Source organism: Pseudomonas sp. JZ134 (assembly GCF_051027695.1).
GTDB lineage: Bacteria > Pseudomonadota > Gammaproteobacteria > Pseudomonadales > Pseudomonadaceae > Chryseomonas > Chryseomonas luteola.
On sequence record NZ_CP069252.1, the window covers coordinates 200180 to 216264 of the forward strand.

The window sequence follows — 16085 nt, forward strand, 5'->3', positions numbered from 1 at the left end:
CGGCTAGTTACATTCGGTTAGCGCGGGTCCTACTGAATAGCTAGTTCCTAATGGAGTACCGTGTTATAAATCCTTTGCATTCATGCTTAAACGGCATAGTTTATGGAACTGGTCTGGCTAGAAGACTTCATAGCTCTTGCAGAACAAGGCGGGTTCATTCGCGCGGCTCAGGCACGTCATGTGACCCAACCTGCGTTTAGCCGTCGGATACGTGCGCTGGAGGAATGGATGGGCGTGGAGTTGTTCAAGCGAACGGCCCAAGGTGCCACACTGACGCCTGCTGGTGAACACATACTAAACAGTGTTCAGGATGCAGCCTTACGCTTGTACCGAATTCGAGATGAGGCACGTGAAATTGCTGGCACGGCTGCAAAAAGCCTTCGTTTTTCCGCGACTCATTCTCTTTCGTTTACCTTTTTCCCAAAATGGATTCGTCAATTAGGGCGAGGTGCGCCCATCGAAGCCGTTCGTTTACTTTCGGACAGCATGGCAGAGTGCGAGCGCATGCTGGTTCATGGGCAAGCCCAGTTTCTCTTAAGCCATCGTCATCCCGATGTACCTACCCTCTTACCCGCTGGTCAATTTATTAGCCAAACCATTGGGCAAGACACACTTGTACCCTTGATGGGAGCAGAAGCAGATTTTGGAGCGGACCTCCAAACGCTTCCTTATCTAGCCTATACAAAGGAGTCCGGCCTGGGACGGATACTCGAGCATCACTTACAGGATAAAGCTGAATACTTACATCTGCGACCTTCCTTTAGTAGCCATCTGGCTGCAGTCCTGACCTCTATGGCTCTTGAGAATAAAGGGGTCGCCTGGCTACCAAGCAGCTTAACCGAGCAAGAGCAAACCGAAGGTAACCTCGTTCGAGCACTGGATAGAAGTTGGGATATCCCGTTACAAATACACCTGACCCGTCCAGTTGCGCCGCTGCCATCATTTGCTGAGGCCTTTTGGCAGGACGTCAGCCATTTCTTTCAGCAATAAATACCTAGCTAAAGTTCTGATCGGGTAACTCGTTTTACAATCAGCCATACAGCTACGCCCATAGTCCATTAGTGAAAGCTTTGCTCCTGTCATGTATCACTACTCAAATCATCTCGGAGTGGGGAGTGAACCCGAAGCCATACACAATAGCTAGGTTAACCTTTAGGGTAACTAATAGTCGATCGATAACATTACCGGGGAATACAGCTTGTACGGCGAATATTTCTTCGTTGTCCGCCTCAATTGAAGAAGGTGGCTTACGCTTAACCGCGCTGCCGATGACTCAAGGCTACAATGCGGCTCAACCAACCTTCTCTTTTTCAAATAGAAATCAGAAATCGAAAGCATCTCTTGCAGATCTGTAAGCTATCACGCTGTAGCAATCAAAAATCCAACCATACTGATTAGAACTATAGAGCACAGTCCTGCCGGCATCGCTATCCAGTAGCCGACCTCTTTCTTTCCGCGAAACACATGTCGAAGAACCTTACGGCCTATCCATTCGAATACATCCATAACGGTGTCTGGAAACTCACAAATCCCTCTAATCAGTAGCTTGATTCCCTTCCATACGACCTCAGCACCGTCATCCATGTCTTTTCGTCCTTAAAGCACTGCATTCAAACTTGACCGCTGGCTATACAGTCTAGCCTCAGCCCGGCCCATGGCTTCGCCTGTACTTTAATGTTTATGGGGGGGATATGACTTTAAGCAGGCTATTTAAGTTAGGCGTAAAATGATGCACCGTGCATTGTACAACGCGCCGGAAAGAACGAAACAATGTCAGGATCTCGAAGTAGCAACCTCAAGTATCAGGTGTACCGCTCAACAGCCTTGACCATGGCCAAGGAGTTCATCTTGGATAATCCTACTGAGCTACTTGCAAAGGGAATCGATCCCGCTCGTATTCGTTTTGAGCCGATCACCCAAGAGGCGCTTAATCAGAGCTATCGCTAGATCTCTGAAGCCCAGGTATATCCGTGGGAGGATGTTCCAAGCTGGAAGAAGCGTGACACTAGGCATTTTGACCTATCGCTTTGGTACGACCATGAGCTTTGTGGTCTTTGCTACGCTACCCCTTGGGCAAGCACCCTGACGATCAAGATTGTGCTGCTGGAAGGCAAGCCAGATGGAGCGCACCCACTCAAGGGACAAGTGGCAGGCTTGGCTCTGATCAATGTAACCCGGTACGGGCGAATGCTCGGGTTGTCCGAAATTGAAATACAAGACCCCGACCCTGGCGCTATAGATTGGTACAAGGAACTAGGCTTCGAGCTGGACGACGAGCAGCGTCTTGTCATCAGCATCGTCGAGGCATAACATTAAATCTAAAGCCAGTAATCGAGGATGCTTCATGAAGCAATCTAAAGACACAACGAAGTCTCTGGTTGCCGCTCAGCTCCAGGCTGAAGCGCGTCGTCTCGCTGGCGGCATTACCAGTGTTGAGCGTAAGTTTCTGGCGGTTAGCTTGGCTAAAGGAAAAGAGCTTGAGCCAGTTGGACGTTTAGCAGGCGCACGCCTTTGAAAGCAGTACCTCTAAGCCTGTAGCCCAAAGCTTCTCTCTGTTTTTAGAGTGTTCGCTCATGAGAAGGCTTATTACTAGGCTTCGCATAACACGCTTATGTTAAATTGATATCACTTCCGCCTGCCCTTCAGCTCTTTGTTTTATAGCTAAAACATTGCTGCCCGTCTTAATGCACTGTCTTCAATCCTGACCGCTGGCTGTATAGCCGCGCCTCAGCCTGGTCCATGGTTTCGCCTGTCCTTTGCATATGCTCGGACAGCTCTATAGCATGAAGTTTAACCTGATCATGCATAGAGCTCTTGGCGTCAGCCATGACATGTATGCTCTATCAGCTACCATTAGGTATTCTGAGCAGCTTAGTTTCCTCTGTTACGAGTTACACCATTTCGACCCAGCAAAATCTCAACCTGGCTGCACTCATCTGTCCAGATCCTGAGAAACTTCTGCCAGTCCTGAGCAAAATAGCCTTCAGCGACACAGGTTGATCCCCTACTCGCAGCCGCCATCCGTGATCGCCACGGTTCAGGAATGGAAGACTCCGCAACAATAGCGAGCCCCTTGGGGTCATCTGCTCTGGGGCCGACAGGAACATGATCACCTACCTGCTCTACTGTCCAGCCAGCCGCTTCTCCGAGGGGGAATGTCATATCCAGCCTCTCGATTTCAATCAAATCCTGAATAGCCTGCTCCTGTTTCAGGGGGCTAGACAGCTGCCACAGGGCTTCACGCCGCTTGCGCTCACGCCTCATCAGGTCAGTTATCAGCCATTACCTCTTCTGTCTCTTCAAGGGCTGGCGCATCATAACGACACGCTTATACCTTGGATGCATCTTTCAGTTCGTGTCCCAAGGCCTTTATGGCTGATTCCAGTGCGTTTCCCTGCAGCAAGGCGTAGTTGATCCGTATACAGTTTCGGTACTTTCCTGCAGCGGAGAAGATATTTCCAACTGCAAACTCATAGCCCTGGTGCGCCAGATGCTCATTCAGGCGCAGCGCGTCTATCTCTTCAGCCAACTCGATCCAGAGCATGAAGCCGCCCTGAGGCTGGCTTATACCTACTGACGCTGGCAGGTGGTTTGACAACCAGCCTGAGACACGCTCAAGGTTACGTTTGTACTGACTGCGTACTCGACGCAGATGCGGATGGTAGTGCCCTGCTGTAATAAACTCGGCAACCGCCATCTGCGGCTGGGTTGAAGTAGCACCTGTACCGATATATTTCATATGAAGCACCTGCTCCAGATATCTGCCCGGAGCAATCCACCCAACTCTTAGACCTGGGGCCAGTGTCTTGGAGAAGGAACTGCAGAGCAGCACTCGTCCCTCCTGGTCCATGGACTTGATCGAACGTGGCCTTGGGTAGCCATACGCAAGGTCGCCATAGATGTCGTCCTCGATAACTGCCACATCAAACCGCTGCGCCAGTCGAAGCAGCTTTTTCTTGCGCTCCTCGGGCATATTGAAGCCCAGCGGATTGTTACAGGTGGGTGTGACCAGTACGGCCCTGATTGGCCATTGCTCTAGAGCCAGTTCCAGGGCATCCAGACTGATACCCGTGATCGGATCCACCGGTATCTCGACAGCCTGTACCCCTACCCCCTTAAGGGTCTGCATGATGCCGTGAAAGCCGGGAGACTCGACGGCAACGATCTCGCCCGGTTTGCATAGCGTGCGAACTGCAGCCGAGAGGGCCTCATGGCAGCCCGTTGTAATTACAATCTCATCGGGATGGAGCTGACAGCCCGAATCTACCAGGAGTCGTGCAACCTGCTCGCGCAGCTCAGGCAAACCCTGGATGTTGTCGTAACGAAGCATGGCCATGTCATGACGACGTGATATACGGGTAAGCGCAGTAAAGAGCGGCTTGAGTGTAGGCGCACCGATATCGGGCGTTCCCCCTCCCAAATGCAGTACATCTGTTCTAGGGGATCTCATCTGCTTGAGCAGCAGATCCCACTGCCCCACCTCCACCGGACGCTGGGCTGGGCGACACGTGCCTGGCAACGGCATCTGTCGCCTGCCTGAAGCCACGAAATATCCTGACTTGGGTCTGGGCACGGCCAGTCCCCGGTCCTCCAGCACCCGGTAGGCCTGCTGGACCGTCGAAAGACTTACGTCGTGCTCCACACTTAGGGTTCTGACCGAGGGCAACCTCTGACCGGGCAGATACAGACCCTGTTGGATTCGCTGTTCGAGGAGCGCTGCAAGATTGAGATAAAGGTTCATTCCTTAACTATATGGGCTTTAGGGTGTGAGGTGACCATACAGATTGCCTGAAAACCTACCATTCAGAGCGGCGAAAGACCGTTTTGTATGCTCAAGGTCATCCATTGCTGGGTCTGCCGGACACATAGCTTTTGCCTGATCCTTCTATCAGACGCGGCGGAGCACCGCCCGCCTTCCTAGGAAATCCTGCAGGCAACGAGTGACCGATGAATACAGATACAAACGTCTCGACATGCACGGCTGCCAGGCCGCGGCAGGAAAGGCTATCCAGACTGCTGGTAGTCCTGCTGTCATGTACTGCCGGCGCCTCTGTCGCCAATGTCTATATGGCGCAGCCCCTACTGGATGCGATGGCGCAGGATCTTGGCGTAGGGGCGGCACATATTGGTCTTGTCGTGACGGCTACGCAGATCGGTTATGCCCTGGGACTGTTCTTTCTCGTACCCCTTGGTGATCTCATCAATCGTCGCCGGCTGATTCTGGTGCAGATCCTCTTGTCCGCCTGCTTTCTTCTCCTGGCCAGTGTCGCTGACAGATTCCTTGCGCTTCTGGCATCCCTTGCTGCGGTAGGCCTTATGGCCACGGTAGTACAGGTAGTGGTGGCCTTCGCCGCTACACTTGCACGACCGGAAGAGAGAGGTAGCGTCGTAGGAAGAGTAACCAGTGGTATTGTGCTTGGCATTCTACTGGCGCGCCTGTTTTCTGGACTCATGTCTGACCTTGCCGGCTGGCGCTCCGTTTACATGATCTCCGCAGCGCTTGCAGTAGTTTTGGCCGGAGCACTTGCACTCATGCTGCCCCGACATAACCGGGATGCCAGGCCGGTCAGCTATCTGAGCCTTCTCTGCTCAGTACCCAGGCTCTTCATGTCCGAACCTGTACTCCGAGTACGAGCGGTATTGGCCATGCTTATCTTTGCAGCCTTCAGCATTCTCTGGACAGCGCTGGTGCTGCCGCTAAGTGAGCCTGAGATGGGGCTCACCCAGACGCAGATTGGCCTCTTTGGTCTTGCCGGGGTCGCGGGCGCCCTGGCCGCAGCCCGTGCAGGTAAGCGCGCCGATGCTGGCAAGGGACAGCAGACCACAGGGATAGCCCTGCTGCTGCTTCTGCTGTCGTGGGCACCAATAGCCGGCCTGCATGCTTCAATCGCAGTGCTGGTCCTGGGCGTTATTATTCTCGATTTTGCCGTTCAAGCTGTACATGTCACCAACCAGAGCCTGATCCTGGCCGCTCGACCAGACGCCTCAAGCCGACTGGTCGGGGGCTACATGACTTTCTACTCGATCGGAAGCGCCGCAGGTGCTTTCGCATCCACTGCAGCGTATGGCTGGGCAGGCTGGAATGGCGTTTGTGTACTGGGTGCAGCCGTCAGCCTGAGCGCCCTGCTCTTCTGGTACCTGACGCGCCCCCGCTAGTAGTGCCATCCCTCTTTACGCTCCTCCGCTGCGTCTGGAAACCTGCCCATATGAAAGCCCGCCACCTATCGCTTGCCGTCCTGATCACTGCCACCTGGGGAGTCAACTTCTCGGTCATCAAGCCTGGACTCGCTACGGTTGATCCCTTCATTCTGGCCGGACTGCGATTTCTTCTCTGTGCAGTGCCGGCAGTCCTTCTAATACCCAAACCAGCAGTGCCCTGGCGTTATCTGATCAGCTACGGGCTGGTCTTTGGCGTAGGGTTATGGGGAGTCGTTAATCTGGGTATCAAAACCGGACTCTCGGCTGGTCTGCTGCACTGGTGCTTCAGTTCAGCGCATTTTTCACCATTGCCCTTGGTGCCCTGGTCTTTAGCGAGCCACTGCGTCGTCACCAGATAGCAGGAGGCCTCCTTGCCGTGTTTGGGCTGGCGCTGATTATCCTGATCACTGACGGCTCAGTGTCGCTCACTGGCGTTATGCTCGTCATCTGTGGGGCCGCCTGCTGGAGCATTGCCAACCTCATCGTTAAACGGGCAAACACAAGGGAAGTCTTTGGCTTTCTGGTGTGGTCCAGCGCCTTCGCACCTATCCCGCTGTTCCTGCTCAGCTATCTGCTGAATGGAGCGGCCGGCTACGTTTCATTCATTGAGCAGTTAAGCCTGACGGCGCTGCTGTCCTTGGCATTTCAGGTCTATCCCAATACGCTCTTGGCTTACTGGATCTGGAACGCGCTGCTCAGGCAGTATCCACTCTCAACCGTCGCCCCGTTGTCCCTACTGGTTCCTGTCTTCGGTATATTGGGTTCCACCCTGATCTTCAACGAGACGTTACCCATGTTAAAGCTGATAGCGCTGGCGCTGGTTCTGCTGGGCTTGCTGGTCGGGTTTTACGGTCAATCAGTCTTTTATCGGTTTATTGCCTTGCAGCAACGGTCCCTTTAGAGCCGGTTGAGGTGTCGCTGCGATATCTGGTTTGCTCTACAAGAGTCCCTGCCTGCTCTGCGCTCTGGACCGGACGGGCTCATTGGGTGCTCAACGGTTATACAGAAACCCAATGGCAGTCGATCAAGGTCGATAGCCTGAGGATCTAAACAGTGAGGCACTTGTATTGACGCAACCGGCCTCGGCTCAGTCGGCTTGCCTCTCAGTATTGCCAAGACAGGTGCGGGCTCCTCGTTTAAAGGATATACGCCCATTTCTTACCTGAAGCCAGAAGTCTTACCGGGCTTTCCCTGCAGAAATCTTTGCCAGTCTTCAGGATAGCTTCCATCGCACCCTGAAACGTCGCGCAAGAGAAGATCAGTGGCGGGTAAGGGCTGCGTCAGGAAAAAATCCAATAATCAGAATATCTGCTGTGTTGAGCTGGTAAGCAAGGCCGTCGATTTTGTCCTGATCAGGAATGACGACCCTCCACGAAACTCTCAATAGAGGCGTTGAATAGTATTGCTAGTGATAAATCTGGCGACTTTACCTCCTCCGAGCATTACACGTCGATTATGGAGCTAAGTCAGAGAGCAGATAATTACGCAAACGCGATATTTGAAAAGAAAGGGCCTGTCGATACGGAAACAGGCAAGGCAGCCGTTGACCTTCCGCCAGGGGCAGCAACAGCGTTTAGCTCCATTAAATACGCTCTGCTAGGCCCTCCTGAGATAGCCAATGCTGCGCAGCTGGGCAGTAATGAGCGCTCGAAATTTACTACGCTAGCTTTGACGGCAACTGAAGTTGAGTGCAAGACTGCCTAGAAGGAGTTGCGATTTCTCAAATTCACATAAATATGAGGTTGGAAGTCTTTAAAAATTAGTTTTCATCCAAACTTACAATAATAGAATAAACAATTTCCGTTTCCATAGGTATTGATACAGTAGTCAACAAACTGGCCGAGGTTTAAAGAATCCGTGGGCTGCACAGCTTTCTGTCCTATAAGATCTAATTGGCCTGACGTTAGCTTGAAGTGTGATATTACCCCACCCATACCGGGCTTTTCCGCCCTATTTGCGTCTGTTTGTATAAACTGACCGTTCACAATTTTCGCATAGTGAAATGCTTGATCCTGAATTCTTAAATAAGCCGCTGCCTCAGCCCGACCAGGAATTGGGCTTGTACGGAAGATAGCTTCGCTCATTCCATGAGCTGGAATAAACTGACTTGGCGTAATGAAGTCCGGAGTCTGATCGTTATTCTGATTGGCCGTATCGATGGAGCCTACTCTATAGCCTCCACTTACATTACCCGCTGCGTGCTGTCCGCAATCCGCATTTCCCACGTTATCAGGCAAATTACTGCCCAGGCCACGCTGATTTCCGAAAGACCATGTTTTATTACACATATAGTAAATCCCTTATATCTATAACTAGCGAAACTAAGTAAGTCGAAGAGCTTGAAATGAAGCATTTCTCACTTAGCTGATTCTGGCGGAGGCCCTTATTTTGATCTTTACTCGTAGCAGCATAGTTAAATTCTTGGGCAATGACCTATGGGATGTCCTCATACATGCTCCGGGGCCACGCTTCAGTGCAGCTTTGGCATGACTCCCTCCATGTTGAACGTGCTGCCTTTGAACCGTACGCTTATTGGAGGAATGCCTGCGGCCAATCTGCAAGACCACATTCCACTTGTAAATATCTTGCCGTTCGGCCTGTGCCAGAGTCTGGCCAACCCAACCGTGGCTGCTGCCACGGCCGCGGCCCTAGGAGCGCTGACGCCCATGCCCTGTATCCCAGCTACCGCAACCCCATGGCTTCCAGGCGGAGCCCCTACAGTATTGCTTGGTGTCATGCCGGCACTGGATGCCAACAGCACGCTAATGTGCAATTGGGCAGGCACTATCAAGATCCTCTACCCTGGTCAGGTCCAGGTGCTTATACCTTAGGTTTTCCCTCAGGCGTCAGGTGCTAGCGTCCAGCGACGCCACCACCATTTTGGGCGTGAGATAGGCTTGCCTTCTTCATCTAATGGCCTGCCGTCAGGCGCGTACTGTTGGGCAGACTCCACTGGCTTGCCTTGGTGGTATTGAGCTTTCCATGACGCTTGACCATTACTATGGTAGCGCTGGCAAACGCCATGCAGTATGCCCATGTGATACTGCTCTCGCTCCGCCAGGATGCCATTTGGAAAGTATGTTTTTACTTCTCCGTGCAGAAGGCCCTTTCGATATTGGGCCTCTCGTTGAAGCATGCCGTTTGGGTAATAGAATGTTGCCAGCCCATGGGGCCTTCCTTCACTGAAATGCAACTTGGCAGAGGGGCGGCCCGCAGAGTGAAAGAAGACCACGGGACCTTCTAAAATGCCGTGCTGGTATGTCAGCTGCGCCTGAAGTTTACCGTCTTCACTGATTTTGGTGGGGCCGGTAAGCCTTCCCTCTGCAAGTGATGTATTAAGAGTACTGTTTTCTCGCTGTAGGGTTACCGGCTGCGTTGTGCTCATGCCCCGCTCCCGTTGATTGACGATGTACTCAGTTCACCTTGATCAAGCCACCTTTGATTGTCAGCATGGCACCACCATCTACAGTTTGCTCAGCGCCGCCCTTGTTGGTCAGGCTTATACCGGCATCATTAGTGAGTGTAGTACCCGCCTTGTTTTCCAGTGATGTCCCTGCTTCGTTGGTGAGCGAGGTACCAGCCTTATCAGTCAGCGTCAGACCTGCCTGGGAGACAAGGTGCTGCTCGCTTTTGGCCGTTAGGTTCCCGGTACTTTGCAACGTAAGTTCGCCGCAGACCTTGATAGTCAAATTACCGTCTACAGTGAGCTCGTAGTTGCCTGCAACCGTATGGCTGTAGTTGCCACCCGTATTGTGAGTTTGATGGCTACCCACTTTTACCGTTCGCGTCTCTTTTACATCCAAGTTGTCACTTCCGGTCTGGATGGTCACGGTGCGCTTGCCCTTCTCCAGGGTGATGGTCTCGTCGCCTTCCTTCACCGTGCGGGTGCGGGCGTTCTGCACCGTGAGGGTTTCGTCGTGGCCGATGGTGGTGGTGCTGTCGTTGAGCACGTTGACCTTCATGTCTTTCTGCGCCTGGAGGAAGACTTCCTCGGCGTCCTTCTTGTCCTCAAAACGCAGTTCGTTGAAGCCACCGCCGCCCTTTGACGATTGCGTCTTGATCCCTGATTGCGTCTGGTTATCAGGCAAAGCGTAAAGCAGTGCGTTATCGCCGTTATAAACGCACCCAGTGACCAGTGGCCGATCCGGGTCGCCATCGATAAAGGTGACGATCACTTCCTGCCCAATGCGGGGGATGAACTGCATTCCAAACCCATTACCCGCCCAAGGCAGCGCCACGCGTACCCAGCAGGAAGAGGCCTCGTTGCTCTTGCCGTCGCGGTCCCAAGGGAACTGGATTTTTATGCGGCCGTACTGGTCGGTCCAGATTTCCTCGCCAGCCTTGCCTACCACCTGCGCGGTCTGGGTGTGCATCCGCGGCTTAGGTGTGACCCGTGGTGGGCGGTAGGCGGTGGCCTTGGGAATGGCTTCGAAGCGGTTGCGGTAATGCTCGTGGCTGGCGTCATGGGTGACCGAGGTCACCAACCAGTCTATGTTGAGGCTGGCGTCGTCATGCCCGGTGAGGGTGAACCAGTGGCCGGGCACCAGCCAGCGGCAGTCGCTCTCGCCGATCAGGCGCTTCTCCTGGCTGCGCAGCCCGTCCACACGCTGCCTGGTCAACGCATCGCCCCGCGCCTTGGCTATGTAGCCACCCGGATGCTCGTACATTGACAACGACCCGGCCACCGCCTCGGCCTGGCTGTAGAGCGAGGTGGTAGGGGTGGTGAAGGTGTAGTCCGTGGCGCTGTACACCCCGCTTACCGCTTGCACGCTGTACTGCGCCGAGCGAATGCCATGCAGCTCGCGCCCCCCGATATCCTGGCCCAGATAAGGTACCTTCGGCCCGTTGGGAATCGGTGGGAAGGCATCGTTGCTGTCCCCTAGCACCAGCGTGTGCTTGCCGGCCTCGTGGGTGAAGAACCAGAAGATTCCTTCCTCCTCCAGCAACCGCGAGACGAAGGCGAAATCCGTCTCGCTGTATTGCATGCAATACTCGCGCGGCTCGTAGCTGCCGGAGAGCGAAAGCTTGAAGTCGGTGAAGCCGTGGGCCTTGAAGAGGGTGGTAACGATGTCGCTGGTGGATAGGTTCTGGAACACCCGGTTGTTGCTGGCCAGCGTCAGCCACCAGAGCCAGGGGCGCAGCACCACTTGGTAGCGGTCGGCTGTGGCATCAGCGGGGAGCTGGCGGATTTCCGCGACCAGCGCGTCGAGCGGGCGCTGGTTGGCGTCGTTGTGGAGGCTGAGGGTGACGTGGATGGCGATGGCGTCGGGGAGGGTGAGGGCGGTGGCGCTGTTGCCGAGCAGGACGAGTTCGTCGAGCTGCCCCAAGGCTTCACGTCCGGAGGCTGTCTCGGGGTAGAGATCCGTGAGGCAGCCGGCGGTTAGCGAGAGGTTGGTGTTGGTGGGGAGGGGCATCGGCGTACCTTGTCATAACCAGCTATGAGGGCGTGATGAATAATTTTGAGGCGATCTCATCCCTGGTTTTCCGTCCACGTATAGATCACCGGAAAATGATCACTTCTCATCGGTATGTTGTTGCATAGCCTGGTAGCGCTACCGAAACCGAGAGCCTCGCTGTTGACCATCGCCACGGTGCCATGGCACTCCGCCTGCCATTCATTCAAATTTTCTACGAAGCCGTAGTCGAGGAATCGGTTCGTCACAAGGATAGAATCACGCGGCGCGTTCTCCTCAAGAATTGAATACTGGCGATCATAGGCGGCATCAGCCATGGCAAAAGATTCGTCGACCCGTTCCTTCTTGAGCAACAGATTTTCAAGGCGCGCCTTCTCGGTGCGAGTCAGGGTCTTTTTCGGATCTTGCAATCGCTCAATATCACTGGTGCGCTTGCTGTAGCCACGGTTGAACTCCGATTTCAGCCTTTTGTTGTTGATCAGGTTTTCATAGCGCCTGGCCAGCGTATCGGAAAGGTGGCTTTTCCTGACAAGTTCTATTTTGCTGTGGGTTGCAACCCCAGGACCGATTTTCGATAGCCCACCCACGGTGTCGTTCATGCTATGGAAGTCGTAGTTCATGTCACCACCGAAGAAGACCAAGTTGCCGCTATACATTCTGTTGATCTCCTCGATGGCTTCTTTGATATGTCCGAAAGAGGTTTTTTCGTTGGCGTTGGCATGGTAGAAGGCCAAGTATTTGCCGGTTTTCTTATGCTTAATGATGACAGGTGCTCGGCGCTCCTTGTGACCGAGCACATAATTCAATGGTGCGGCTGCAAAGTCAGTTTCGCGATCTTTTTTGATATAAACGCTGATGCCTAGGGTGGTGCTCTTGATAAACCCGCCTTCCTGCTCAAGGTGAGCGAGTGGCAAGTAATTGCCGGGCAAGTTATTCAGCTCTGCTGCCAGGGTTTGGTTGATGTTGCCGGTCTTGCCGGTTTCCAGAAAAGCTATCACATCCACACCACCCAGGTTCGCCAAGTATTTGTCGAGAAACCCCAGCTTTTCCCGAAAAGCTACCGAGTGGGTGGAGGTAGATTGGTTGTCCATGTGCTGCGCGTTCCAGACCAAGATTTTTAGCGCCACAGTGATGTCCTGATCAGAGTTCGAGAAAAGGCGAGCAAAATAAGGCAGACTCACTCTGTAGCCAGAGTTGGCCGACAAAGGGGATTTTGTTTTTGGCAAGCAACTGTGCGAATAAATATGCTCCCTTTCTGAGTAGAGTTGGTGGGGGCGTATTTGGACGTTGTGTGGTTGGTGGAAATGATCTATCCGTTTTTTGCACCGTCCTATCGTTTAGGGCACTCTCTGTCTAGCTTCCGAAGCTCGGAATCTTGGCGTAAGCACCACTCTTCCTTGCGCATCGAAGATCACGCCATCTTTATGGTAATTGTCATCGGCGAATTCCTTTGGAACGGATACTGACGAGTTGTAGTAATACACGTCTATATTGGGATAGCCCATGCTGTCGCGCATGAGGCTTTTGAATGAACCGGCAAATTGCGAAAATTCGCCTCCCGAGTTGCATACGTAGAGCTTAATTTTTCTGTGATTGGCATTAAGCCCTGCCACTTTTAGTCTTACTGCCAGATCGCATGCCGTTAGTGCTGGTATATTCCCCAGTGCTGGAGGGTTGCTAAGGCTGAATATATAATCGGGAATCCCTTCGTAACCATGGGCGATCACATACAGTGTGTCATTGTTGTTTATGATGTTTAATGGCTTCATCTGTCTTGTGTTATAGAACAATAGCTTGGGCGGTTCTTTGCTGCGAGGGTCTTTTGATACTTGGGATGCCCAAAGCGTACCCATGGAAAGAAGCTCGCTATTGCTTTCTTGACTTGTGAATGGCACGAACAAGTAGTTCATATAATCTCCCGTGGTAAAAGCACTACTCCAACACCCACTCCGCCAACTTCCCCGTCACCTGCGCCATCAACATATTCTCGATATCCCGCGCGCCCGCCGCGCTGCACTTGGCGAGCACCGCTTTCACGATGACGGGGTCGAAGTCGAACGGTTTGCCGGTGGCAGCCTTGTAGCGCTCCCGCAGTTTTTCCAGCTTGGCCAGGACGATGCCTTCCAGCGTGGCTTCGTCCAGCGGGCGGTAGGGCACTACGGTCATGCGTGCGAGGAAGGCGGAGCGGAAGGCCTGTAGCAGAACCTTGCGCAGGCGTTCGTTGAAGGCGTCGCTGCCGAGCTGGTCGGCGGGGGTGTCGAGAATCAACTCCGCGCCGACGTTGCTAGTGGCGAGCATCACGGTGTTCTTGAAATCCACCACCAGGCCGGTGCCGTCTTCCATCACGCCTTTGTCGAAGACGTTGTAGAAGGCTTCCAGCACGTCGGGGTGGGCCTTTTCGATTTCGTCCAGCAGCACCACGGAGTAGGGACGGCGGCGTACCGCTTCGGTGAGCACGCCGCCAGTGCCGTAGCCGACGTAGCCGGGTGGGGCGCCCTTGAGTTGGCTGACGGTGTGGGCCTCCTGGTACTCGGAGAGGTTGATGCTGATGAGGTTGCGCTCGCCACCGTAGAGGGCGTCGGCCAGGGCGTAGGCGGTTTCGGTCTTGCCGACGCCGGTGGGGCCTACCAGCAGGAACACGCCCACCGGCTTGGCCGGGTCGGTGAGGCCCGCGCGGTAGGCCTGGATACGCTGGGCGATGGTTGCCAGGGCGCTATCCTGGCCCATGACGCGCTGTGCCATACGCTGGGCCAGTGTGCGAATCCTGTAAGCCTCATCAACCAGCATCGTGCCGACGGGGATACCCGTCCAGCTTTCAACCACAGCAGCGACTGCTCTTGAGTCGACCTGTTCAGGTACCAGCGGATCGTCCTGGCGGATTGCTTCAAGGCCCGCCTCCAGCCGTAACAGGTCACTGGTCAAAATATCGATACGGTTATCCAAGTCATCGTTGGGGCTTACAGCTTCTGCCCGTTCAGTCAGGACTAGAAGCTCCTTACGAGTCGAGAGCAGCGCATGTACGGCCTCACGCTCCTCCAGCCAGCGACCTTCCATGTCGTGAATCGCAACGAGGATATTCGTCAATTCATTTTCCAGCCGGGTAATGCGCTCACTGTGATCAAACCCTGTGGCCTGTTCACGGTGGAGGCGCTGTAGCGCCTGGTCTAGTAAGCTCTTTTGATGGCGCAAGGCTTCAAGCGGTTGCGGCGCCTCATGCTGAGCCAGTGCAACACGCGCACAAGCGGTATCTAGTACGCTTATGGCCTTGTCAGGTAGCTGCCGAGAAGCAATGTAGCGGTGAGCCAGTTTAACGGCATCATGAATAGCCGAATCAAGTATCTGTACGCCATGGTGCTGTTCAAGTTTGACCGCTATGCCGCGCAGCATGTTGACTGCGGTTGCCTCCTCTGGCTCTTCCACCTGGATAAGCTGGAAACGCCGAGCCAGTGCAGGGTCTCTCTCGAAATACTTTTTGTACTCAAGCCAGGTGGTGGCAGCGATAGTTCGCAGCTCACCGCGAGCCAGAGCGGGCTTGAGCAAATTGGCAGCATCGCTACCGCCTTCGCTTGCTCCAGCCCCAATCAAGGTATGCGCCTCGTCAATGAAGAGAATGATCGGACTCAGCGCATGACGTACCGCCTCTATGACACCCTTAAGGCGCTGCTCAAACTCACCTTTAACGCCTGCACCCGCCTGGAGAAGGCCCAAGTCCAGCACTCGGATAGTGACGTCTTGCAGGGCAGGCGGTACCTCTCCGGCTGCAATGCGAAGCGCCAGCCCTTCCACGATCGCCGTTTTACCTACTCCCGGTGCGCCTACCAGGATGGGATTGTTCTGCCGCCGGCGAAGGAGAATATCCAGCATCTGGCGGACCTCCCCGTCTCGGCCTATAACGGGGTCAATGCGCCCTCCTCTTGCCTCGGCAGTCAGGTCCAGCGTGTACTGGTTCAGAATGCTTTCCGGCTCATCTCCTACGCTACGCTGAGCAATTCCGGGATATTGAAGTGCCTCCCTGGAAGACCCCGTCCAGGTGTAAAGATGCTGGCGGAGAGCGTCAGCCTCGATACGTAAAAGGGAGGGCATACTCACAAGCAACAGCGAACGCAGTTCGTTACGCTCGACCAACACCAGCAGCAGCAACCCCGAGCGGACGGTGTTCAGGTGAAACACACTTTTTTGAGAAACAGCCAGCTCAAGCCAGAATACAATTTGCCGCGTGAGAGAGGGGGTACGCGTATTGCCCTTCTTGAAAAGCTCCAGCGCCAGTTGGAGTTCTGCGCCTACCCGTTCTTGCGACAACATGACGTGAGGGAGAATGCCGCTCAGGTCACCGCCCTCGATCTCTAGCAGCGACAGCAGAAGATGTTCTATCTCAACATGGTAGTGTGTGCGCTGCATGGCGCGCTGTGCGGCGCGTTCAAGTGCAGTACAGCAATCAGGGTTCAAATGGGATATCAGCGTGCCAAGATTCAT

General features: G+C 54.1%; 14 protein-coding genes and 1 pseudogene. 7 read left to right on the forward strand and 8 right to left on the reverse strand.

The window, feature by feature from the left end:
• Window positions 1-102: 102 nt before the first annotated feature.
• From JQR86_RS24085 to JQR86_RS24100, 4 genes are all read left to right on the forward strand, one after another.
• Complete coding sequence (locus JQR86_RS24085) at window positions 103-990, forward strand: LysR family transcriptional regulator (protein WP_434155542.1); 888 nt, start codon at window positions 103-105, stop codon at window positions 988-990.
• A 780-nt stretch (window positions 991-1770) separates the two neighbouring features.
• Window positions 1771-1947 carry a hypothetical protein gene (locus JQR86_RS24090; RefSeq protein ID WP_434155543.1) on the forward strand — a complete coding sequence of 59 codons (177 nt, stop codon included), beginning with the start codon at window positions 1771-1773 and terminating at the stop codon, window positions 1945-1947.
• A gap of 150 nt (window positions 1948-2097) precedes the next feature.
• Complete coding sequence (locus JQR86_RS24095; protein ID WP_434155544.1) at window positions 2098-2310, forward strand: hypothetical protein; 213 nt, start codon at window positions 2098-2100, stop codon at window positions 2308-2310.
• 34 nt (window positions 2311-2344) lie between these two features.
• Complete coding sequence (locus JQR86_RS24100) at window positions 2345-2515, forward strand: hypothetical protein (protein ID WP_434155545.1); 171 nt, start codon at window positions 2345-2347, stop codon at window positions 2513-2515.
• 356 nt (window positions 2516-2871) lie between these two features.
• On the opposite strand, the gene JQR86_RS24105 is transcribed toward JQR86_RS24100, so the two are convergent.
• Both JQR86_RS24105 and JQR86_RS24110 read right to left on the reverse strand, forming a co-directional pair.
• On the reverse strand, window positions 2872-3162 hold the full coding sequence (locus tag JQR86_RS24105) for a hypothetical protein (protein WP_434155546.1): 291 nt from the start codon (window positions 3160-3162) through the stop codon (window positions 2872-2874).
• A 166-nt stretch (window positions 3163-3328) separates the two neighbouring features.
• Window positions 3329-4741, reverse strand: a complete 1413-nt coding sequence (locus JQR86_RS24110; RefSeq protein ID WP_434155548.1) for a PLP-dependent aminotransferase family protein — start codon at window positions 4739-4741, stop codon at window positions 3329-3331.
• Between the two features lie 206 nt (window positions 4742-4947).
• Between JQR86_RS24110 and JQR86_RS24115 the strand changes: the two genes are divergently transcribed.
• Window positions 4948-6156 carry an MFS transporter gene (locus JQR86_RS24115; protein WP_434155549.1) on the forward strand — a complete coding sequence of 403 codons (1209 nt, stop codon included), beginning with the start codon at window positions 4948-4950 and terminating at the stop codon, window positions 6154-6156.
• Window positions 6157-6206: 50 nt separating this feature from the next.
• Window positions 6207-7099: pseudogene (locus JQR86_RS24120) on the forward strand (EamA family transporter).
• Between the two features lie 865 nt (window positions 7100-7964).
• On the opposite strand, the gene JQR86_RS24125 reads toward JQR86_RS24120, so the two are convergent.
• Window positions 7965-8486 (reverse strand): hypothetical protein, encoded by a 522-nt coding sequence (locus JQR86_RS24125; protein WP_434155551.1) that lies wholly within the window; start codon window positions 8484-8486, stop codon window positions 7965-7967.
• 147 nt (window positions 8487-8633) lie between these two features.
• Between JQR86_RS24125 and JQR86_RS24130 the strand changes: the two genes are divergently transcribed.
• The gene (locus tag JQR86_RS24130; protein WP_434155552.1) at window positions 8634-9029 is read left to right on the forward strand and encodes a DUF4280 domain-containing protein; all 396 of its coding nucleotides are present in this window, start codon (window positions 8634-8636) and stop codon (window positions 9027-9029) included.
• Between the two features lie 8 nt (window positions 9030-9037).
• On the opposite strand, the gene JQR86_RS24135 is transcribed toward JQR86_RS24130, so the two are convergent.
• The 5 genes from JQR86_RS24135 to tssH form a co-directional block, all read right to left on the reverse strand.
• Window positions 9038-9583 (reverse strand): toxin-antitoxin system YwqK family antitoxin, encoded by a 546-nt coding sequence (locus JQR86_RS24135; RefSeq protein WP_434155553.1) that lies wholly within the window; start codon window positions 9581-9583, stop codon window positions 9038-9040.
• Window positions 9584-9611: 28 nt separating this feature from the next.
• Window positions 9612-11612, reverse strand: a complete 2001-nt coding sequence (tssI, locus tag JQR86_RS24140) for a type VI secretion system tip protein TssI/VgrG (RefSeq protein ID WP_434155554.1) — start codon at window positions 11610-11612, stop codon at window positions 9612-9614.
• 56 nt (window positions 11613-11668) lie between these two features.
• Window positions 11669-12739, reverse strand: a complete 1071-nt coding sequence (locus JQR86_RS24145) for a hypothetical protein (protein ID WP_434155556.1) — start codon at window positions 12737-12739, stop codon at window positions 11669-11671.
• Between the two features lie 210 nt (window positions 12740-12949).
• Complete coding sequence (locus JQR86_RS24150) at window positions 12950-13522, reverse strand: hypothetical protein (protein ID WP_434155557.1); 573 nt, start codon at window positions 13520-13522, stop codon at window positions 12950-12952.
• A gap of 22 nt (window positions 13523-13544) precedes the next feature.
• On the reverse strand, window positions 13545-16085 hold the full coding sequence (gene tssH, locus JQR86_RS24155) for a type VI secretion system ATPase TssH (RefSeq protein ID WP_434155559.1): 2541 nt from the start codon (window positions 16083-16085) through the stop codon (window positions 13545-13547).